This window comes from Desulfocurvus sp. (assembly GCF_023230885.1).
GTDB lineage: Bacteria > Desulfobacterota > Desulfovibrionia > Desulfovibrionales > Desulfovibrionaceae > Desulfocurvus.
In genome coordinates this window covers 1-19,022 of sequence record NZ_JALNWM010000042.1, presented here as the reverse complement: position 1 = coordinate 19,022, position 19,022 = coordinate 1, and the positions used below count along the sequence as shown (strand labels likewise).

Genomic DNA, 19,022 nt, shown 5'->3' with positions numbered 1-19,022 from the left:
GGGGGGGGGGGGGTGGGGGGGGGTGTTTTTAAATTTTGTAAAAAAAGGGGGTTTTTTTTGTGGGGGGGGGGGGGGGTTGGGGCGGGGGGGGGGGGGGGGGGGGGGGGGGCGGTCTTGACTGGCGCGGGGCCCGGGGGGCGCGGGTCCGGGCCCGGCTGGGCCGTGCGCGCGGGCTTGGGCGGGTGGAAGCATCACGGGCCGGGGCCGGAGCGGGGGAGCTGAATGGGGCGCGGGCTCGGGCGGGGCGGAGTTGCCGCGGCCCGGCGTGCGGCATAACGGTGGCGGCGGAGCCGGTACGGGCCGGGGCCGAAGCCGGCGGGAGCGGCTTGGCACGAGCCGGGGTGCGCGGGTCGGGCCTGCGGGCTGCCCGGGCGCCCGGGCGGAGTGCGGGGTGCTCGCCCGGGCGGAACGGGGCGGGGGCGGCCGGTGCGGGCCGGGCGTTCGCGTTTTTTCTGGCCTCAGGACCCGGGCGGGCGCAGGGGGTGGCTGTGCCCGGCGTAGAGCACGCGCTCCAGGGCGCCGTCCGGAGCCAGGACGGCGGTGATGGCGAAGGGTGTCTCGCGGCGGCCCGCCAGCGGGCGCAGGACCGGGGAGGTGGGCAGGAAGCGCGCGTCGAGGAAGCGCAAGCGGGTCCGCCCGTCCTGGGCGCCGGGCAGCTCCTGGGCCTGGACGACGGGGAAGCGGGCGAACCAGGCCCAGGTGGCGAACATGGAGGACCGCTGGCCCAGCCGCTCCAGCAGCAGCGGGTCGGCGGCGGTGTGGCTTTCCAGCTCCAGCGGGTCGCCGGGGGCCGTCAGGGCCGTGACGTGCCCGACGAGCAGGCGCTCCCCGTCGCGCACGGTCAGTTTCCAGAAGAAGGGCGACAGGGCGTCGGGCGAGATGTCGAAGGAGCGGTCCCAGCCGTGGGGAGCCAGGGCTCTGGCCGTGGCCGCCGTGACCACGGCGCGCACCCCGTGGCAGGCCAGGGGGTAGGCCACCAGCAGCGCGAGCCCGGCCGCGGCCAGCCGCCGCCCCGCCGCCCCCCGGGCCGACCGGCGCAGGGACAGCACAAGCAGCGCCAGGGCCCCCAAGGTCATGACCGGATCGATGATGAATACGCCGCCCCAGGCCAGGCGCGCGTCGGAAAAGGGCGCCAGGAGCTGGGTGCCGAAGGAGGTGATCACGTCCAGCCACAGGTGGCCGGCCAGAAGGGCCAGGGCCAGGGCGAAGGTCTTAAGCGGCGTGAAGGCCCTGCCGAAAAGTCGGAAGGCGGCGGCGAGCAGCACGGCCTGGACCACGATGCCCAGCAGGGAGTGGGTGATGCCCCGGTGGTGGCGCAGGTAGGCCTCGGGGCCCAGGCCCACGAAGTTGTCGATGTCGGGCAGCCAGGCCGCCAGGACGCACAGGCCGTAGGCCGCGCGGGTGCCCATGCCGTCCCGGGCCAGGCGGCCGGCCAGGGCGCCGGATACGATATGCGTCACCGGATCCATCGCCGGGGTGTAGCCCACGGCCGGGGGCGCTGGCAAGCCGGGGGTCCGTCCAAGCAACCTTGACCGGGAGGCCGCGATATGTTCATGAAAGCACCGTTGCGCTGGAGGATTGCGAACATGGTGCAGAAGATTGTGGATTCAGTGGTCGGCGGCCCCTGCGTGAGCCTGGACGCCGTGATTTTCGATTTCGGGGGCGTGCTGGCCGAGGAGGGGTTCTTCGAGGGCTTCAAGGCCATCGCCGCGCGCCACGGCATGGATTCCGGCGGCCTGGCCGAGACCGCCGTGGATGTGATCCGCCGGGGCGGCTATGTCGAGGGCCGGGCCACCGAGGCCGAGTTCTGGGAGGCCCTTCGCGCGCGCACGGGCCTGAGCGAGCCCGACGGGCTCCTGCGCCGCGAGCTGCTCTCGCGCTTCGTGCCGCGCGACTTCATGTTCGCCCGGGTGGACAAGCTGCGCGCCGCCGGGTACAAGGTAGCCATCCTGAGCGACCAGACCAACTGGCTCGACGAACTGGACGCCGCCCACGGCGTCTTCGCCCATTTCGACCTGGTGCTGAACAGCTACCGCCTGGGCAAGACCAAAAAGGACCCCACCCTGTTCGACGACATCCTGGCCGCCCTGGACGTGGCCCCCGAGCGGGCGCTGTTCATCGACGACTTCGAGGGCCATATCCGCCGCGCCCGGGCGCGGGGCCTGCATACGATCTTCTACACCGGCCGCGAGGACTTCGAAGCCCAGTTCCGGAAGTTCTGCCCTGGCCTGGAGGCCTGATCCATGAAGAAACCGTCCGTCGGCATCGCCCTGGAAGGCGCCCCCGCCATCGCCCTCGCCGCCTTTTTCACCGTGGTCCTGGCCGTTTTGGACTGCGTGACCGGCACGGCCCTGGGCCTCGTGCTCACGGCGCTGACCGTGAACTTCTTCCGCGACCCCGAGCGCTACCCCTCGCCCGAGCCGGGGGTGGCCGTGTCCCCGGCCGACGGCAAGGTGGTCAAGACCGGCGTCGCCCGCGATCCGTTCACCGGCCAGGAGCGCAAGGTCGTGTGCATTTTCATGAACGTTTTCGACGTGCATGTGAACCGGATGCCCGTGGCGGGCACGGTGGAGCGCCTGCTGTACCATCCCGGCAAGTTCCTGAACGCCAGCCTGGACAAGGCCAGCGAGGACAACGAGCGCATGGCCCTGTCCATCCGCGGCGCCGAGGGCGGGCAGTGGTCCGTGGTGCAGATCGCGGGGCTGGTGGCCCGGCGCATCGTCTGCCACGCCGAGCCCGGCGACGCCCTGGGCCGGGGCGAGCGCTTCGGGCTCATCAAGTTCGGGTCCAGGGTTGACCTTTACCTGCCCGATGCCTATGACATAGCCGTGCACGTCGGGGAACGGGTCCTCGCCGGGCAGACCACCATCGCCCGCCGCAAGGGCGGGCGCACGGAAGACTAGATGCACGAGCCGACGGACCGACCGTTCCATAAGGGTGTCTACATCCTGCCCAACATGCTCACCACGGCGAGCCTGTTCTCGGGCTTTCTGGGCATCATGTGGGCCATCCAGGGCCAGTTCGAGTCCAGCGCGCTGGCCATCCTGGTCAGCGCCCTGTTCGACGGCATGGACGGCAAGGTCGCCCGGCTCACCGGCTCCTCCAGCGAGTTCGGCGTCCAGTACGACTCCCTGGCCGACCTGGTGGCCTTCGGCGTGACCCCGGCCATCATGGTCTACCAGTGGCAGCTCGCCGCCTACGGGCGGCTGGGGCTCATGGCCGCCTTCCTGCTGGTGGTCTGCGGGGCGCTCCGGCTGGCGCGCTTCAACGTCAACACCTCCACCACGTCCAAGAAATACTTCATCGGCCTGCCCATCCCGGCCCAGGGCTGCGTCATGGCCACCCTGGTGCTCTTCGAGCCTTTCGCCCCGGGCTTCCTGTCCGCGCACCTGCCCGAGGCGACCCTCGTGCTGGCCTACGCCCTGTCCTTCCTCATGGTCAGCCGCGTGCGCTACGCCGCCTTCAAGGAATACGATTTCGTCAAGGCCCATCCCTTCAGCAGCATGGTCACCGCCATCCTGCTCTTCGTGATGGTCGCCTCCGAGCCCCGGGCCCTGGGTTTCCTGATCCTGTTCGGGTACGTCCTTTCCGGGCCCGTGCACACCTACTATCTGCTCCTACGCCGCCCCCACATCCTACGGGAGCGGACTCGCACGCACTCGTAGCGCCACGGCGCCCCTCCTTTCCCTCGGGTTTTCCCTCTGGGCGGCGCGCCGGGCGCGGCGCCCGGAACGCCACGCATTCTCCGGACGCCACCGGCTGATTCCCGCATCGTCATTCCAACACACGGCGCCGCCGCCGGGGTCCGCCCGGTCCGGATCGCCGCACAGGCCGGCCAGGCCGGCAAGCCAAGGAGAAGCACCATGTCCGACCGCGTCCAGTTCTTCGACACCACCCTGCGCGACGGCGAACAGTCCCCGGGCTGCACCATGAACCTGCGCGAGAAGCTGCGCCTGGCGCGCCAGCTCGATATCCTGGGGGTGGACATCATCGAGGCCGGGTTCCCGGCGGCCAGCGAGGGCGACTTCGAGTCCGTGCGGGCCATCGCCGAGACGGTTGAGCGCGCCCAGGTGGCCGGATTGGCCCGGGCCCTGCCCGGGGACATCGACCGCGCCTGGGAGGCCGTGCGCGGCGCGCGCAACCCGCGCATCCACACCTTCATCGCCACCAGCCCGCTGCACATGAAGCACAAGCTCTGCAAGGAGCCCGCCGATGTCCTGCGCATGGCCGAGCGGGCCGTGCGCCACGCCGCGGGGCTCACGCCCAACGTGGAGTTCTCCGCCGAGGACGCCTCGCGCTCCGATCGCGCCTTCCTGGCCGAGATCTGCGAGCTGGCCATCTCCTGCGGGGCCCGGGTGGTGAATATCCCCGACACCGTGGGCTACGCCCAGCCCGAGGAGTTCGCCGACCTGGTGTCCTTCCTCCTGGAAACGGTGCCCGGCGCCTCCCGGGCCGTGTTCTCCGTGCATTGCCATAACGATCTCGGGCTGGCCGTGGCCAACACCCTGGCCGCCGTGCGCGCCGGGGCGCGCCAGGTCGAGGTCACCCTGTCGGGCATCGGCGAGCGCGCGGGCAACGCGGCCCTGGAGGAGGTGGTCATGAACATGCGCACCCGGCCCGCGTACTACGCCGTGAGCCACGGCATCGACACCGAGCAGCTCTTCCCGGCCAACCGGATGCTCTCGCGCATCATCGGCAGGCCCATCCCGGCCACCAAGGCCGTCATCGGCGACAACGCCTTCGCCCACGAGTCGGGCATCCACCAGGACGGCGTGCTCAAGCACCGCGAGACCTACGAGATCATGACCCCCGAGAGCGTGGGCCGCTCGGCCACGGACATGGTCATGGGCAAGCATTCGGGCCGCCACGCCGTGAAGTCCAAGGTCGAGGCCATGGGTTTCCGGCTTTCCGACGCCGAGGTGGACGTGGTCGCCGCCGCGGTGAAGAGGCTGGCGGACATCAAGAAAAAGATATACGACGAGGACGTGGAGGCCATCGTGCTCGAAGAGGTCTTCCGCATCCCCGACAAGTACCGTCTCAAGCACCTGCACATCCAGTCCGGCACCATCAGCGTGCCGCCCACGGCGGCGGTGATCATGGAGGTCGACGGGCAGGAGCGGAAGCTTGCGACCTTCGGGGTGGGGCCGGTGGACGCGGTGTTCAACGCCATCGCGGACATCATCGGCAAGCGGCCCACCCTGGAGCAGTATCTCGTCAACGCCATCACCGACGGCACCGACGCCCAGGGCGAGGTGACAGTGAAGATCGAACACGGCGGCCTGCGCGCCGTGGGCCGGGGCTCCGACGCCGATATCATCGTCGCCAGCGCCAAGGCCATGCTCAACGCCTTGAACCGCCTGGAAAAGAAAAGCGAGGACAAGTAGATGCCCCAGACCCTGGCCCAGAAGATCCTCCAACGCCACTGCGACGAGCCCGTGGGCGAGGCCGGGAGCATCGCGCGCTGCCGCGTGTCCCTGGTGCTGGCCAACGACATCACCGCGCCCCTGGCCATCAAGTCCTTCGAGGCCATGGGCGCCGGCGGGGTGTTCCACCAGGAGCGCGTCGCCCTGGTCTGCGACCATTTCACGCCCAACAAGGACATCGATTCCGCCGAGCAGGTGCGGCTGGTGCGCGAGTTCGCCCGGCGCATGGGCGTGGTCCACTACTACGAGGGCGGCGAGGTGGGCGTCGAGCACGCGCTCCTGCCCGAGCTGGGGCTGGTCGGCCCCGGCGACGTGGTGGTCGGCGCCGACAGCCACACCTGTACCTACGGCGGCCTGGGCGCCTTTGCCACGGGCATGGGCTCCACGGACATCGCCGCGGCCATGGCTCTGGGCGAGACGTGGTTCAAGGTGCCGCCGACCATCCGCGTGGAGATCGACGGCACCCCCGGCGAGCATGTGGGCGGCAAGGACTACATCCTGCGGCTCATCGGCGAGATCGGCGTGGCCGGGGCGCTGTACAAGGCCCTGGAGTTCGGCGGGGCGGCCGTCCGGGCCCTGTCCGTGGAGGGCCGCATGACCATGGCCAACATGGCCATCGAGGCCGGGGGCAAGGTCGGGCTGTTCGCGGCCGACGAGCGGACCCTGGCCTACGCCGCCGCCGCCGGGCGCGCGGGCGACGCGGCCCTGGCCCCCGACCCGGGCGCGGCCTACGAGCGCACCGTGCGCCTGGATGTGACGGGCATGGAGCCGCAGGTGGCCTGCCCGCATCTGCCCGAGAACGTGCGCCCCGTGTCCGAGGTGCGCGGCGTGGCCATCCACCAGGCGGTCATCGGCTCGTGCACCAACGGGCGCATCGAGGACCTGCGCGAGGCTGCGGCGGTGCTGCGCGGCCGCAGGGCGGCCCGGGGCGTGCGGCTCATCGTGCTGCCCGCCACCCCCGGCATCTGGCGCCAGGCCCTGAAGGAGGGCCTGCTCGAGGTGTTCATGGACGCCGGGGCCGTGGTCGGCCCGCCCACCTGCGGGCCGTGCCTGGGCGGGCACATGGGCATCCTGGCCTCGGGCGAGCGGACCATCGCCACCACCAACCGCAACTTCAAGGGGCGCATGGGCAGCCTGGAGTCCGAGGTCTACCTCAGCGGCCCGGCCGTGGCCGCCGCCTCGGCCGTGGTCGGCGCCATCGCCGCCCCGGCGGACCTCTAGGACGGGGAGAGCGACAATGCGATATGCCGGAACCGCCCACGTCGTGGGCGCAAACATCGATACCGACGCCATCATCCCGGCGCGCTTTCTGGTCACCACCGACGAGGCGCGCCTGGGGGCCAACTGCATGGAGGGCCTGGAGGCGGGCTGGGTCGCCCGGGTGCGCCCGGGCGACATCATGGTCGCCGGGCCCAACTTCGGCTGCGGCTCCTCGCGCGAGCACGCGCCCATCGCCATCAAGGGCGCGGGCATTCCCGTGGTGGTGGCCCACAGCTTCGCGCGCATCTTCTACCGCAACGGCTTCAACATGGGCCTGGTGCTCATCGAGGTCGGCGACGGCTACGCCGAGCTTGGCGACGGCAGCCGCATCGAGGTGGACACCGGGGCGGGCGTCGTCCGCAACCTGGACAGCGGGGCCGAGGTCCGCTGCCAGCCCGTGCCGCCGTTCATGCGCGAGATTCTCGACGCCGGGGGCCTTGTGGGCTATGTGCGCCGCCGCCTGGCCGGGGAGGTCCGCTAGCCATGCGCAAGACCATCTGCATCCTGCCCGGCGACGGCATCGGCCCGGAGATCATGGCCCAGGCGCGCAAGGTCCTGGAGCGCGTGGGCGCGCGCCAGGGCTGCGGGTTTTCCTGCACCGAGGCGCTCATCGGCGGCGCGGCCATCGACACCACGGGCGGCCCCCTGCCCGAGGCCACGGTGGCGGCCTGCCGGGCGGCGGACGCCGTGCTGCTGGGCGCCGTGGGCGGCCCCAGGTGGGACACCATCGACCCCGCCATCCGCCCGGAGCGCGGCCTGCTGGGCATCCGCAAGGCCCTTGGCCTGTTCGCCAACCTGCGCCCGGCCCGGCTTTTCCCGCAGCTGCGCCGGGCCTGCTTCCTGCGCCCCGACATCGTGGCGGGCGGCCTGGACGTGATGGTCGTGCGCGAGCTGACCGGCGGCGCCTACTTCGGCGAACCCCGGGGTGTGGAGCTGCGCGACGGCGTGCGCGTGGGCTACAACACCATGATCTACGACGAGCACGAGGTGGCGCGCATCGCGCGGGTGGCCTTCGAGACGGCCATGCGCCGCTCGCGGCGGCTCTGCTCGGTGGACAAGGCCAACGTGCTCGACGTGTCGCGCCTGTGGCGCGAGGTGGTGGTGGAGGTCGCCCGCGACTACCCCGAGGTGGAGCTCGCGCACATGTATGTGGACAACGCGGCCATGCAGCTTGTGCGCGACCCCGCGCAGTTCGACGTGCTGGTCACCGAGAACCTCTTCGGCGACATCCTCTCCGACGAGGCAGGATGCATCACCGGGTCCATCGGCATGCTGCCGTCGGCCTCGCTGGGCGAGGGCGGGCCGGGGCTCTACGAGCCCATTCACGGCTCGGCCCCCGACATCGCCGGGCAGGACAAGGCCAACCCCCTGGCGACCATCCTGTCGGTGGCCATGATGCTGCGCCACAGCCTGGACATGCCCGGCGCCGCCGACGCAGTGGAGGCCGCCGTGTCCGCCGTGCTCGACGAGGGCTGGCGCACGGGCGACATCCGCGAGGAAGGCTGCCGCCTGGCCGGGTGCGAGAAAATGGGTGACCTCGTGGCCGAAAAGCTGTAGAAGCGGTGCGGCGCGAGCCTGCACACTGCCCAGGAACCCCGAACCCGGGAGGCCGCGCGGCCTTCCGGGTTCTTCTTTGCCAGTCGCCCCAGCGGGCGCATGTGAGCCGATGTCCAGAATCAGTATCCAGTCCCTGTCCAAGTCCTTTGGCGGGCGCGACCTGTTCCAGGCTTTTTCCCTGGAGGTCACGCCCGGTATGCGCCTTGCCGTGGTCGGCCCCAACGGCTGCGGCAAGTCCACCTTCCTGCGCATCCTCGCGGGCATCGAAGACCCCGACTCGGGGCAGGTGTCCATGCCCAAGGACGTGCAGCTCGGCTACTCCAAGCAGGAGCTGACCGAGCGCGACCTGGGCGAGCCCGTGACCGGCTGGGTCATGGAGGCGCTGCCCTCGTGGGGCGACTTCTGGGAGCGCTGGGACACCGCCACCAGGGCGGGCGACAAGGCGGCCCTGGCGGCCCTGGCCCAGGAGCAGGCCCACCTGGAGCATGTGTGCGGCTACAACCCCGAGCACAAGGCCCGGGCCGTGCTCTCGGGCCTGGGCTTTTCCGCCGCCCAGCTCGACAGCCCCCTGCGCGAGCTGTCCGGCGGCTGGCGCGAGCGGGCCAAGCTGGCGCGCATCCTGGTGGAGGGGGCGGGCGTCCTGCTGCTGGACGAGCCCACCAACCACCTGGACCTGGAAGCCGTGGAGTGGCTCGAAGACTACCTCAACGCCTTCGAGGGCGCCCTGGTCTTCGTCGCCCACGACCGGATGCTCCTGGACCGCGTGTCCACCCATGTGCTGTTCCTGGGCGGGGTCAAGCCCGTGGTGCGCAAGGGCACCTTCACCCAGTTCTGGGCCTGGATGGACGAAACCGAGGAGCAGCGCCGCCGCGCCGAGCAGCGCGTGCAGGACGACATCGCCAAGAAGATGGACTTCGTGCGCCGCTTCCAGGTCAAGGCCACCAAGGCCCGCCAGGCCAACAGCATGAAGAAGCAGGTGGCCAAGCTCGAAAAGGAGCTGGAGGGCGTGCGCGCCGAACCCAAGGCCAAGGAGCTGAAATTCTCCTGGCCCGCGCCGGAGCGCGGCAACAAGACCGTGCTCTCGGCCATCGACGTGCAGGTGGCCTACTCGGGCGGCGCCAGCCTGTGGCGGCCCCTGGATTTCCACATTTACGCCGGGCAGAAGATCGCCCTGGCCGGGCCCAACGGCTGCGGCAAGACCACGCTCCTGCGGGCCATCACCGGCCAGCTCGCGCCCAGCGCCGGGTCCATCGAGGTCGGCTCCAAGATGCGCGTGGGCTACTTCTCCCAGCACCAGGCCGAGACCCTGAACCTCGATCGCACGGTGCTTGGCGAGATCCGCCGCCTGTCCGACCCGCGCAGCACCGAGGAGGAGTTGCGCAGCGTGCTCGGCCTGTTCATGCTGCCCGAATCGTTCTGGGACCGCGAGGTCCGCGAGCTGTCCGGCGGCGAGAAGAACCGGCTGATCCTGGCCACCCTGTTCCTCCGGCGGGCCAACTTCCTGGTGCTGGACGAGCCCACCAACCACCTGGACCTGGAGAGCCGCGACGCGCTCATCAAGGCCCTTGGCGACTACGAGGGCACCATCCTCATGGTCGCCCACGACCGGCACCTCATGAGCGCCGTGGCCCGCGAGGTCTGGTGGCTCAAGCCCGAGGGCATCGAGATATTCCCCGACGGGTTCCAGGGCTACGACCGCGCCCGGCGCGCGGCCCTGGAGCCCGCGTGCGCGCCCCAGGCCGAGGCCCTGCGCCGGGGCAACCGGGCCGACGCCAAGGAGGCCAAACGCCGCCAGGCCGAGGCCCGCAACGCGCTCTACAAGAAGCTGCGCCCGCTCCAGGAGCGCTACGCCGCCAAGGAGGCCGAGCTGGAGAAGCTTTTGGCCGAGCAGGGCGAGGTGGAGCAGACCCTGGCCGACCCCGGGGTCTACGCCGACGCGGCGCGCTCCTCGGGGCTCATGAAACGCTTCGCGGAGTTGCAGGGGCTGACGGAGAAGCTCATGGAGCGCATGGACGCCCTGGAGGGGGACATCGCGGCCCTGGAGGCCGAGCGCGAGGCCCTGGGCGACGGCTGCTAGCTAGCGGTAGGCGTCCAGAATGGCCTGGATGCGCCCGTCGGCGCGCATGCGCGCTATTTCGGCGTCCAGCCGGGCGACCAGGGGCTCCCAGTCCCTGGCGCGGGTGAAGGCGTAGCGCAGCCAGGCCAGGCCGACCTCCCGCCCGGAGAAGCGCAGGGCGTCGGCTCCTGGCTCGCGCAGCCCGCGCAGCACCCAGCGTGCCACCAATTCGTTGACCACCGCGGCGTCGGTCCTGCCGCGCAGCAGCTTGCGCAGCTGGCTCACGGTGCCGGGCGCGTCGTCGCGCGTGATCCGTCCGCTTTCCAGGGCCGCGTCCAGGGCGGGATAGGCGTAGCCGAGCACCGTGCCCAGGCGCAGGCCCACCAGGTCCTCGGGGCCATCGACGGGCGGCCCGTCCGCCGGGGCGACCAGCACGTCGCGCGAGGGCAGCACCGGCGCGGACCACAGGAGCGCCTCGGGCTCGGCAACCCATTCCGGGGCCTTGCAGTACACGTCCACCTCGCCCTGGCGCAGCATCAGCAGGCTGCGCTTCTCGGGGAAGGTGCGGGTGGTCACGCTCACGCCCAGCCCGCGCGCGGCCTCGCGGAGGATGTCGGCCATGATGCCGTTGCAGGTTTGGTCCGGGCCGACGATGAGGTAGGGCGGCCAGTCCGCCTCGTTGCAGGAGAACACAAGCTGGCGGGGCTCTTCGGCGGGCGTCCGGGCCGAGGCCGGGGGGCCGGGCGGGAGCAGGAGCGCCAGCAGCCCGGCCAGGAGCAGCAGCGCCGACAGCCTCGCGCCGCCCCGTGCGGGGCGCCCGGCGCCGGAGGGCGGACAGGCGGCCGCACCGGGGACGGGCCGGGGGCCCCCGGGCCCGGACGGGCGGCGCCGCAGGCGGGCGGGTGTGCGGCCACGGGGCCCTGGCTGTGCGGCGGGCGGCATGGCCGCATGGTGCTCCGGGCCCCTGGTCGTGTCAAGATCGCGGCGCCATTTGGTCGCCACGGGTTGGCGGTTCCGGGAGCGGCCCGTCGTGGCGCTTGCCTTCGGTGGGCATCGGGAATAAGCTTCGCGGTTGCCGCAACATCCAGGACCGGGAGGGCGCGCGGTGCAGGCGACCCACAGCACGCCGTCGGGGGCGGAAATCGACGTGGTGGCCGCCGTCATCTGGCGGGACGGGCGCTTTCTGGCCGCGCGGCGGCCCGAGGGCAAGCCCCAGGCCGGGTACTGGGAGTTCCCGGGCGGCAAGGTGGAGCCCGGGGAAAGCCTGGAGCGGGCCCTGGCCCGCGAGCTCGACGAGGAGCTGGGCATCCGGCCCGCCGAGGCGGCCTTCTGGTGCGAAAAGCGCCACGCCTACCCGCATCTGCGGGTGCGGCTGCATTTCTTTCACGTCTATCGGTTCACGGGGCGCCTGACCCCGCGCGAGGGCCACGAACTGCGCTGGCTGACCCCCGGGGCGGCCGATGTGCCGTTCCTGGAGGCCGACACCCAGATCGTCGACCTGCTGGCCCGGGAACCGGCCCGCTAGGAGTTTGCATCGTGCGCATCATCGACATGATCCGGCCCGGGGCCAAGTTCGTGTCCCTGGAGTTCTTCCCGCCCAAGGATCCCCAGGACTGGCCGGCTTTCTTCCAGACCGTGGAGCGCCTGGCGGCGGTGGACCCGCTGTTCGTCTCCGTGACCTACGGCGCCGGGGGCGGCACCCAGGACAACACCCTGGAGATCGTGCGCCGCCTGCGCCGCGACATGGGCCTTACGCCCATGGCGCACCTGACCTGCGTGGGCGCCAGCGCCGAGCGGGTGGACGGCTTCCTGGCCGCCCTGGAGCGGGCCGACGTACACAACGTCCTGGCCCTGCGCGGCGATCCGCCCCGCGGCGACGCCCGCTTCACGCCCGACTCCGAGCATTTCCGCCAAGCCTCGGACCTTGTTGTCCACATCCGCCGCCACTTTCCCGACATGGGCGTGGGCGTGGCCGGGTATCCCGAGGGGCACCCCGAGTGCTCCACCTTCCGCGAGGATTTCGAATTCCTGAAGTTCAAGCTGGACCGGGGCGGCGATTTCGCCATCACCCAGCTGTTCTTCGACACGCGCCTGTACTGGAACTTCACCGAGCGCCTGGGTGAAATGGGGGTGACCAGGCCCATCATCCCCGGGGTGCTGCCGGTGATGAGCGTGAAGTCGGCCAAGCGCGTGCTGGGCTTTTGCGGCGCGAGCATCCCGGGGCGGCTTCTGCTCGACCTGGAGGAGGCCGACGCCCGGGGCGGGCCCGAGGCCGCCTGCCGCGTGGGCATCGAATGGGCCAAGCGCCAGTGCCGCGAGCTGCTGGAAGGCGGCGCGCCCGGCGTGCATCTGTATACGCTCAACCGCCCCGAAGCCTGCCTGGAAATCGTCGGGGCCCTGGATCTGTAACCTTCCCGGCGCCTGCACGGGGCGCGCCGGGCCACTGTCAGCATAAAGAGGTCGCAAGCAATGAAGAAGGACGGATTCGTCGTCGCCGTGTGCGGCGCCACGGGGGCTGTTGGCCGCGTGATGCTCGAAGTGCTCGAGGAGCGCAATTTCCCGGCTGGCGAGGTGATCCCCTTCGCCTCCAGCCGCAGCGCGGGCAGCACCGTGACCTACAAAGGCCGCGAACTGACCGTGCGCGAGCTCAGGGAGGACTCCTTTGCGGGCGTCGATCTGGCCCTGTTCTCCGCGGGCGGCTCCACCTCCGAGAAGTTCGCCCCCCTGGCCGCCAAGGCCGGGTGCGTGGTGGTGGACAACTCCAGCGCCTGGCGCATGGACCCGGCCTGCCCGCTGGTGGTGCCCGAGGTCAATCCCGATGACCTCAAGTGGCACAAGGGCATCATCGCCAACCCCAACTGCTCGACCATCCAGATGGTGGTGGCCCTGAAGCCCATCCACGACGCCGCGGGCATCCGGCGCATCGTGGTCTCGACCTACCAGGCCGTGTCCGGCACGGGGCAGAAGGCCATCGAGGAGCTGGCGAACCAGGTGCAGCTCATGTTCAACGGCCGCGTGGACGAGATCGAGCCCAAGGTCTACCCGCATCGCATCGCCTTCAACTGCCTGCCGCACATCGATGTCTTCCTGGACAACGACTACACCAAGGAAGAGATGAAGATGGTCAACGAAACCAGGAAGATCATGGGCGACGAGTCCATCCGCGTCACGGCGACCACCGTGCGCGTGCCGGTCTTCTTCGGCCACAGCGAGTCGGTCAACATCGAGACGGACAGGAAGCTCACGGCCAGGGACTGCCGGGCGCTGCTGTCCCAGGCGCCGGGCGTGCGCGTGCTGGACAACCCCAGCGAGCGCATCTACCCCATGGCCATCGACGCCCAGGGCCAGAACGAGACCTTCGTGGGCCGCATCCGCGAGGACGAATCCATCGACAACGGCCTGAACCTGTGGATCGTGGCCGACAACATCCGCAAGGGCGCCGCGCTCAACGCCGTGCAGATCGCCGAGAAGCTTGTGGAAATGGACCTGCTGCGCGTGCCCTGACGCGCGCCGAGGAGAGTTGCGAGCATGATAAGCGTTCTGGACAGCGAGGACTACCTCCGGCGCATGCTGGCCGTGAAGCGGCCCGGCACCGGCGAGGTGCTGGCCTTCTACGAGCACCGCATCGGCGCCGTGTGCAAGGATCCGCGCCTGATGCTCATCCCCCTGGACGACCATATCGTCCACCGCGGGGACGGCATCTTCGAAACCATGAAATACCTCGGGCGCCGGGTCTACCAGCTGGACGCGCACCTGGCGCGCATGCGGCGCGGGGCCGACGCCATCGGCCTGACCCCGCCCTGCACCTGGGAGCGCCTGCGCGAAATCGTCCTGGAGGTCTGCCAGGCGGGCGGCTCGGACGACGGGCTGGTGCGCATCCTGCTCGGGCGCGGCCCGGGCGGCTTCGGCATCGACCCGCGCGAATGCCCCCTGCCCAGCCTCTATGTGGTGGCCTACCGCTTCACGCCCAAGCCCGCCCATTGGTTCGAGAAGGGCGCCACGGCCTTCCGCACGGCCATCCCCGCCAAGCAGGACTGGATCGCGCAGATCAAATCCGTGAACTATCTGCCCAACGTGCTCATGAAGCGCGAGGCATCGGCCCAGGGCTACGACTACCCCATCTGCTTCGATGACAACGGTTTCGTGGCCGAGGGCGCCACGGAGAACATGGCCATCGTCGACGAGGCGGGCACCCTGGTCATCCCCGAGTTCACCAACGCCCTGCCGGGCACCACCCTCATCCGCGCCGTGGAGCTCCTGGCCGGGCGGGTCAAGGCCTTCTTCCGCAAGGTCACGGAGGAGGATCTCTACCACGCGCGCGAGGTGCTGGTCTTCGGCACCACCGGGGACTGCTTGGCCATCGTGCGCTACAACGGCAAGCCCATCCACGACGTGCGGCCCGGCCCCGTGTGCCGCCTGGCGCGCGAGCTGATCGTGAAGGACATTGCCGAGAACGGCGTGCCCTTCTAACCCGGGCCCCGGCGGCGCAAGCCGTCCGGGGCCCGCCGCCCCCGCCCGGAGGCCGAGCGCGTGAAGATCCTGCACCTGGACCTGGGCCGCGACATGCGCGGCGGGCAGCGCCAGGTTTTGTACCTCATGCGGCGCCTGGCCGCGGCCCCCGGGACGGCGACCCTGCTGGCCGCCCCCCGGGGCTGCCCCCTGGGCGCGGCGGCCCGCGCGGCGGGGCTGGACGTGCACGACCTGCCCGGGCGCCAGGGCTGGGACCCCCGCGCCCTGCTGGCCCTGCGCGCCCTGGTCCGCCGCCGGGGCGTGGACGTGATCCATACCCACTGCGCGGCCAGCGCCCTCCTGGGTGCGCTGCTCAAGGCCCTTACCGGCGCGCGGCTGGTCCATTCGCGCCGCGTGTCCTATCCCCTGCGCCCGGGCCCCTCCCGGGCCAAATACCTTGCCGCCGACGCCGTGGCCTGCGTGAGCCGCGAGATTGCCGAGGTCATGGCCCGCTGCGGCGTCCCCCGGGAGCGCCTGGACGTGATCCACAGCGGCATCGACCCGGCGCTGTACGCCGAGGCCGCCGCCGCGCCGCTGCCGCCGCGCCCGGTGCTGGGCGTCGTCGGGGCCCTGACCCCGCAAAAGGGGGTGGCCGTGTTCCTGGAGGCGCTGGGGCTGCTGGAGCGGCGCGCCGCGGGGGGCGGCTGGCGGGCCGTGGTGGTGGGCGACGGGCCGCTGGGGCCGCGGCTGCGGGCCCGGGCCGAGGCCCTGGGGCTGTCCGGGCGGGTGGAATTCGCGGGCTGGCGCGAGAGCGCGCAGGTGCTGGGCGGGCTGTCCGTGCTGGCCGTGCCCAGCATGGACGGCGAGGGCTCCAGCGCTGTCATCAAGGAGGGTTGGGCCGCCCGGCGTCCGGTGGTCTGCTCGGATTTGCCGTCCAACCTGGAGCTTGTGGAGCCGGGGGTGAGCGGGCTGGCCTTCCCCCGGGGCGACGCCGAGGCCCTGGCCGCGGCCTTGCTGCGGCTGTGCGCCCCGGGCGGGCAGGACGCGGGGCTGGCGGCGGCCCTGGTTGGCGGCGGGGCCCGGCGCCTGGAGTCCTTCACCGAGGAGGCTATGGCCCGGAGCTACCAGGACCTGTACGCCCGCCTTGGCGGATAGCCCCGGGCCGGGGCCGGGAAACCAGAGCGCCCGCCCCCGGAAGGGGGCGGGCGCTCTGGTTTGCGGCCGGGGCGGGGCTACTGGCGGGTGCCTTCCTCGGCGCTGATGGGCCGCACCTCGTCCAGCAGCCAGCTGCCGCCCGGGGGCGTGGTGAAGCGCCACAGCTCGCGGACCTTGCCCACGCGGTTTGAGGACAGGTCCTTCTCGGTGATGATGTAATACACGGTGGCGTCGCGGCGGCCGTCGGGATGGTCCTGCACCCCGGCCAGCCCGGCGTCCAGGCGCTGGATTTCGTGGCGCGGGGGCCTGGGCTCGACCTGGGCCCGGCGGCGGAACTCCTCCATGCACGGCTCGGTGCAGAAGGCGCGCAGGTCGTTCAGGTCGCGGTTGTTCCAGGCACTGCGGATGCGCGAGCAGAAGGCCTTGGCGCCGCGCATGAAGTCGTCGGCGTCGAAGTCGGCGGGCAGGGGCCCCGGGGCGGGCAGGGCCGGGGGCAGCTCGGCCGCGCTCAGGGTCGAGGAGGGCGTCTGGTCCGGGGCGTCCTTGCGCCCGGGAACGTAGGCCACGTCGGGCACCGGAGCCTCCTGGCCGGGCTGGCTGCGCTCCCGGGGCGGGTCGGAGCGCAGCATGTCCCAGGCCTGCTGGGCGCGGGTGTAGGCGTCGTTGGCCTGGCGGCGCTGGTCTTCGGGGGTGGCGGGGCCGTTGTCGTGCGGGGCCTGGGGGCCGTCGTGGCGGCCGCCGCCCGAGCGGCGGCGAAACCAGCCGACGGCCACATAGACCAGGATGCCGAGGAGCAGTAAGTCCAGAGGACTGAAATTCATGGCTTTTCCCTTGTCTTGTGCGCCTGGGTTCCGCAGCGGGGGTGTCCTGCCGGGGGCCGGGCGCGATGGGGCGTGGGCGCCTTGGGGAGGCTACCGCGCCACGGCGCGGCGCGCAAGCTCCAAGGGCCGGGGAGGGGCCGAAAAGGGTCCGCCGGGGCGGGGCCTACCTGATGAGTCCGACGTTGCGCAGCAGTTGCAGGAAAAGCTGGCGGTCGATGGGCTTGGGCACATAGGATGTCGCCCCGCCCTTGTAGTATGCCTCGACCACGTTTTTGGGGTCGTCCAGGGCGGTGGTCATGATGACCTTGGCCTCGTGGGGGCCGGAGCGCTCGTTCAGCCGCTCGATCTGGCGGATGCGCTTGAGGGCCTCCTGCCCGTCCATCTCGGGCATCATGATGTCCATGCAGACCAGCTCGTAGGGCTTGCCGTCGCGCAGGGCGGCCTCGAAGGCGTCCACCGCCTCCTGGCCGTTCACGGCGACATCCACCTCGCCGTATGGGGAGAGGATTCGTTGCAGAAGCTTGCGGCTGGTGAAGTCGTCCTCCACGACCAGAAATCGCATCTTTCCCTCCAGGGGCCGAAGGTGTAGGCTTGACAGAATGGGTGCCCTGTCCGCCCCGGACCGGACGAAGCGCGCCCGGGGCCAGCATACCAGAGCCCAAGAGGAAAGCAATATCTGTTCGGGTTTCCTTTGGCCGTTCGCGGCGGTGGGGATGCATGGCCGATTTCGAGCATACGATCCTGGCCCGGATACGGGGCAAAGCCTTCTCGGGTGTCCTGCTGGCCGGGTTGGCGGCGGGCCTGCTGGCGGCGCGTCAGGCCGGGGGCGGCTGGCTGCCCCGCGGGGCCTCGGGTGTCCTGCTGGCGCTTTTGGGCGGCGGGTTCGGGAGCTTTGCGGGCATGCTCGGGCGCCTGGCCTGGCTGCGCCTGCGCCGCCTGTCCGCCCAGGGAGAGGACTACAGCACCGAGGGCGCCCTGGTCCTGTCGGCCTATGGCGCCTTCCTGGGGCTGGTGGCGGCCCTGGTGGCCGGGGCGGCGGACAGGGCCCATTTCCTCGCCGGGGCGGGAGCCTTCGCGGGGGGCGCCCTGGCTTCGCTCCTGGGCCCGGGTACGCTGCTGCTCCTGGACCTGCTCGTGCTGGACGGCATGGACGACGCCTCGCGGGCGCGGGCCCTGCGCCGGGCCGCGCGCGGCGCGCGGCGCGCCTTGTTGCCCCCTGGCGACGGGGACGGCCCGGGCGGGCCCTGAGCGGCCGGCGCGCGCCGGGGGGCCTTTTCCCGGCGCCTCGCAAACGGCAAGGGCCCGCCCGGAGCATCTCCGGGCGGGCCCTTGGTTTCGGGGCTCCGGGCTATTGCCAGGGCGCCATGTAGGTCCAGAACACGGCGCCCAGTTCGACGCCCTTGTCCTTGCCCTTGTCGGGGCCGCTGGCCGCGGGCAGGGTGTAGTCGGCCTCGGACAGGGCCGCGAAGCCCCACCATCCGGGCTGCGGGCAGGTGAAGGCGAAGACGCCCTGGGCGTCGGCCTTGACCACCTGGGTCTCGTTGTACTCGGTGGGCATGGCGAAGCGGCCCTGGTTGTACAGTTCCACTTCCACCTCGGCGCCGGGCACGGGCTTGCCGTCCAGCAGAACCTGACCGACGAAGGTGTTGCCCGCCCAGTTGCCGAAGGGCCGCAGCATGGGCACGATCTCGGTCTTCAGGCCCAGGGGCTCGTCCCAGCCCTCGTCGCCGCCGAAGGCCGCCACGCTGACCTTGGTGTAGTGGATGATGGACACGTCTTCGGCGGGCTCCCAGTAGGGCTCGGGCTCCATGAAGAAGGTGTACACGCCCGGGCGCTTGAAGGCGTAGTTCAGGGTGAAGGCGTCGTGGTCCATGACCTTGGCCGGGACCAGGGCGTCGCGCAGGTCGGTGGTCTGGCCCTCGAAGGCCACCCCGGCGGCCTTGGGCCGCACCAGGTTCATGCCTTCGCCGCCGAAGGGGTGCGAGAAGGAGAATTCCAGGGTGAGGGACTTCTGGTCCATGTCGGCCACGGGGGCCTTGGGGATGATCATGCCGAAGTGGGCCCAGGCCGGGGCGGCCAGGGCGAACACCAGGGCCGCGACGACGGCCAGGCGGGGCAGGAAGCTGGTCATGGGGACTCCTCTGGTTTGGGATTGACGGACGGCCTTTCATACCAAAACGATTTTCGTGTGTAAATAATGGCGCTCGATTTGGATTGATATTCGCTTGTGCCGCGCCATCTCCGAAATGGTGTGGGCTGAAAAAGGTGCGCCGGGGCGCGGTTTTTCGCGGGGGCCTGCGG

The 19,022-nt window shown here is 71.2% G+C and carries 19 protein-coding genes; 14 read left to right on the top strand and 5 right to left on the bottom strand.

Going from position 1 to position 19,022, the window contains the following annotated elements; genetic code table 11:
* Nucleotides 1-458: 458 nt before the first annotated feature.
* Nucleotides 459-1,505 carry a metal-dependent hydrolase gene (locus M0P34_RS04720; protein WP_291496897.1) on the bottom strand — a complete coding sequence of 349 codons (1,047 nt, stop codon included), beginning with the start codon at nt 1,503-1,505 and terminating at the stop codon, nt 459-461.
* 81 nt (nt 1,506-1,586) lie between these two features.
* On the opposite strand from M0P34_RS04720, the gene M0P34_RS04715 reads away from it, so the two are divergent.
* From M0P34_RS04715 to abc-f, 8 genes are all read left to right on the top strand, one after another.
* Nucleotides 1,587-2,240, top strand: a complete 654-nt coding sequence (locus tag M0P34_RS04715) for an HAD family phosphatase (RefSeq protein ID WP_291496895.1) — start codon at nt 1,587-1,589, stop codon at nt 2,238-2,240.
* A 3-nt stretch (nt 2,241-2,243) separates the two neighbouring features.
* Nucleotides 2,244-2,903 carry a phosphatidylserine decarboxylase family protein gene (locus tag M0P34_RS04710; protein WP_291496888.1) on the top strand — a complete coding sequence of 220 codons (660 nt, stop codon included), beginning with the start codon at nt 2,244-2,246 and terminating at the stop codon, nt 2,901-2,903.
* On the top strand, nt 2,904-3,665 hold the full coding sequence (pssA, locus tag M0P34_RS04705) for a CDP-diacylglycerol--serine O-phosphatidyltransferase (protein ID WP_291496886.1): 762 nt from the start codon (nt 2,904-2,906) through the stop codon (nt 3,663-3,665).
* A 198-nt stretch (nt 3,666-3,863) separates the two neighbouring features.
* Nucleotides 3,864-5,384 carry a 2-isopropylmalate synthase gene (locus tag M0P34_RS04700; protein ID WP_291496884.1) on the top strand — a complete coding sequence of 507 codons (1,521 nt, stop codon included), beginning with the start codon at nt 3,864-3,866 and terminating at the stop codon, nt 5,382-5,384.
* On the top strand, nt 5,385-6,644 hold the full coding sequence (locus M0P34_RS04695; protein ID WP_291496882.1) for a 3-isopropylmalate dehydratase large subunit: 1,260 nt from the start codon (nt 5,385-5,387) through the stop codon (nt 6,642-6,644).
* 16 nt (nt 6,645-6,660) lie between these two features.
* Nucleotides 6,661-7,164, top strand: coding sequence for a 3-isopropylmalate dehydratase small subunit (locus tag M0P34_RS04690; protein ID WP_291496880.1), 504 nt, complete (start codon nt 6,661-6,663; stop codon nt 7,162-7,164).
* A gap of 2 nt (nt 7,165-7,166) precedes the next feature.
* Nucleotides 7,167-8,240 carry a 3-isopropylmalate dehydrogenase gene (leuB, locus tag M0P34_RS04685; RefSeq protein ID WP_291496878.1) on the top strand — a complete coding sequence of 358 codons (1,074 nt, stop codon included), beginning with the start codon at nt 7,167-7,169 and terminating at the stop codon, nt 8,238-8,240.
* A gap of 109 nt (nt 8,241-8,349) precedes the next feature.
* Nucleotides 8,350-10,317: a ribosomal protection-like ABC-F family protein gene (abc-f, locus tag M0P34_RS04680; RefSeq protein WP_291496877.1), complete on the top strand. Its 1,968-nt coding sequence runs from the start codon at nt 8,350-8,352 to the stop codon at nt 10,315-10,317.
* On the opposite strand, the gene M0P34_RS04675 is transcribed toward abc-f, so the two are convergent.
* On the bottom strand, nt 10,318-10,989 hold the full coding sequence (locus M0P34_RS04675) for a transporter substrate-binding domain-containing protein (protein ID WP_291496875.1): 672 nt from the start codon (nt 10,987-10,989) through the stop codon (nt 10,318-10,320).
* 412 nt (nt 10,990-11,401) lie between these two features.
* On the opposite strand from M0P34_RS04675, the gene M0P34_RS04670 reads away from it, so the two are divergent.
* Genes M0P34_RS04670 through M0P34_RS04650 form a run of 5 tightly spaced genes read left to right on the top strand, consistent with a single transcriptional unit; the run spans nt 11,402 to nt 15,900 of the window.
* Complete coding sequence (locus M0P34_RS04670; protein WP_291496873.1) at nt 11,402-11,821, top strand: (deoxy)nucleoside triphosphate pyrophosphohydrolase; 420 nt, start codon at nt 11,402-11,404, stop codon at nt 11,819-11,821.
* Nucleotides 11,822-11,832: 11 nt separating this feature from the next.
* Complete coding sequence (locus tag M0P34_RS04665) at nt 11,833-12,705, top strand: methylenetetrahydrofolate reductase (protein ID WP_291496871.1); 873 nt, start codon at nt 11,833-11,835, stop codon at nt 12,703-12,705.
* Between the two features lie 60 nt (nt 12,706-12,765).
* The gene (locus M0P34_RS04660) at nt 12,766-13,800 is read left to right on the top strand and encodes an aspartate-semialdehyde dehydrogenase (protein WP_291496869.1); all 1,035 of its coding nucleotides are present in this window, start codon (nt 12,766-12,768) and stop codon (nt 13,798-13,800) included.
* 24 nt (nt 13,801-13,824) lie between these two features.
* A complete protein-coding gene (locus tag M0P34_RS04655; RefSeq protein ID WP_291496867.1) occupies nt 13,825-14,766 on the top strand; it encodes an aminotransferase class IV in 942 nt (313 codons plus the stop codon).
* Between the two features lie 60 nt (nt 14,767-14,826).
* Entirely contained in the window at nt 14,827-15,900 is a 1,074-nt protein-coding gene (locus M0P34_RS04650) for a glycosyltransferase family 4 protein (protein WP_291496865.1), read from the top strand.
* Between the two features lie 77 nt (nt 15,901-15,977).
* Here M0P34_RS04650 and M0P34_RS04645 read toward each other — a convergent pair whose 3' ends face one another.
* The gene (locus M0P34_RS04645) at nt 15,978-16,721 is read right to left on the bottom strand and encodes a TIM44-like domain-containing protein (protein ID WP_291496863.1); all 744 of its coding nucleotides are present in this window, start codon (nt 16,719-16,721) and stop codon (nt 15,978-15,980) included.
* Nucleotides 16,722-16,884: 163 nt separating this feature from the next.
* On the bottom strand, nt 16,885-17,283 hold the full coding sequence (locus tag M0P34_RS04640; RefSeq protein ID WP_291496861.1) for a response regulator: 399 nt from the start codon (nt 17,281-17,283) through the stop codon (nt 16,885-16,887).
* 155 nt (nt 17,284-17,438) lie between these two features.
* Between M0P34_RS04640 and M0P34_RS04635 the strand changes: the two genes are divergently transcribed.
* On the top strand, nt 17,439-17,969 hold the full coding sequence (locus M0P34_RS04635; protein WP_291496859.1) for a hypothetical protein: 531 nt from the start codon (nt 17,439-17,441) through the stop codon (nt 17,967-17,969).
* Nucleotides 17,970-18,069: 100 nt separating this feature from the next.
* Here the strand turns inward: M0P34_RS04635 and M0P34_RS04630 are convergent, their stop codons facing one another.
* Nucleotides 18,070-18,852, bottom strand: coding sequence for a DUF4198 domain-containing protein (locus tag M0P34_RS04630; protein WP_291496857.1), 783 nt, complete (start codon nt 18,850-18,852; stop codon nt 18,070-18,072).
* Nucleotides 18,853-19,022: the final 170 nt, after the last annotated feature.

Excerpts from the sequence above, each read along its gene's own strand:
- M0P34_RS04715 (WP_291496895.1), top strand. The coding sequence starts at position 1,587 with ATGGTGCAGAAGATTGTGGATTCAGTGGTCGGCGGCCCCTGCGTGAGC.
- M0P34_RS04710 (WP_291496888.1), top strand. The coding sequence starts at position 2,244 with ATGAAGAAACCGTCCGTCGGCATCGCCCTGGAAGGCGCCCCCGCCATC.
- pssA (WP_291496886.1), top strand. The coding sequence starts at position 2,904 with ATGCACGAGCCGACGGACCGACCGTTCCATAAGGGTGTCTACATCCTG.
- M0P34_RS04700 (WP_291496884.1), top strand. The coding sequence starts at position 3,864 with ATGTCCGACCGCGTCCAGTTCTTCGACACCACCCTGCGCGACGGCGAA.
- M0P34_RS04695 (WP_291496882.1), top strand. The coding sequence starts at position 5,385 with ATGCCCCAGACCCTGGCCCAGAAGATCCTCCAACGCCACTGCGACGAG.
- M0P34_RS04690 (WP_291496880.1), top strand. The coding sequence starts at position 6,661 with ATGCGATATGCCGGAACCGCCCACGTCGTGGGCGCAAACATCGATACC.
- leuB (WP_291496878.1), top strand. The coding sequence starts at position 7,167 with ATGCGCAAGACCATCTGCATCCTGCCCGGCGACGGCATCGGCCCGGAG.
- abc-f (WP_291496877.1), top strand. The coding sequence starts at position 8,350 with ATGTCCAGAATCAGTATCCAGTCCCTGTCCAAGTCCTTTGGCGGGCGC.
- M0P34_RS04660 (WP_291496869.1), top strand. The coding sequence starts at position 12,766 with ATGAAGAAGGACGGATTCGTCGTCGCCGTGTGCGGCGCCACGGGGGCT.
- M0P34_RS04655 (WP_291496867.1), top strand. The coding sequence starts at position 13,825 with ATGATAAGCGTTCTGGACAGCGAGGACTACCTCCGGCGCATGCTGGCC.
- M0P34_RS04645 (WP_291496863.1), bottom strand. The coding sequence starts at position 16,721 with ATGAATTTCAGTCCTCTGGACTTACTGCTCCTCGGCATCCTGGTCTAT.
- M0P34_RS04640 (WP_291496861.1), bottom strand. The coding sequence starts at position 17,283 with ATGCGATTTCTGGTCGTGGAGGACGACTTCACCAGCCGCAAGCTTCTG.
- M0P34_RS04635 (WP_291496859.1), top strand. The coding sequence starts at position 17,439 with ATGGCCGATTTCGAGCATACGATCCTGGCCCGGATACGGGGCAAAGCC.
- M0P34_RS04630 (WP_291496857.1), bottom strand. The coding sequence starts at position 18,852 with ATGACCAGCTTCCTGCCCCGCCTGGCCGTCGTCGCGGCCCTGGTGTTC.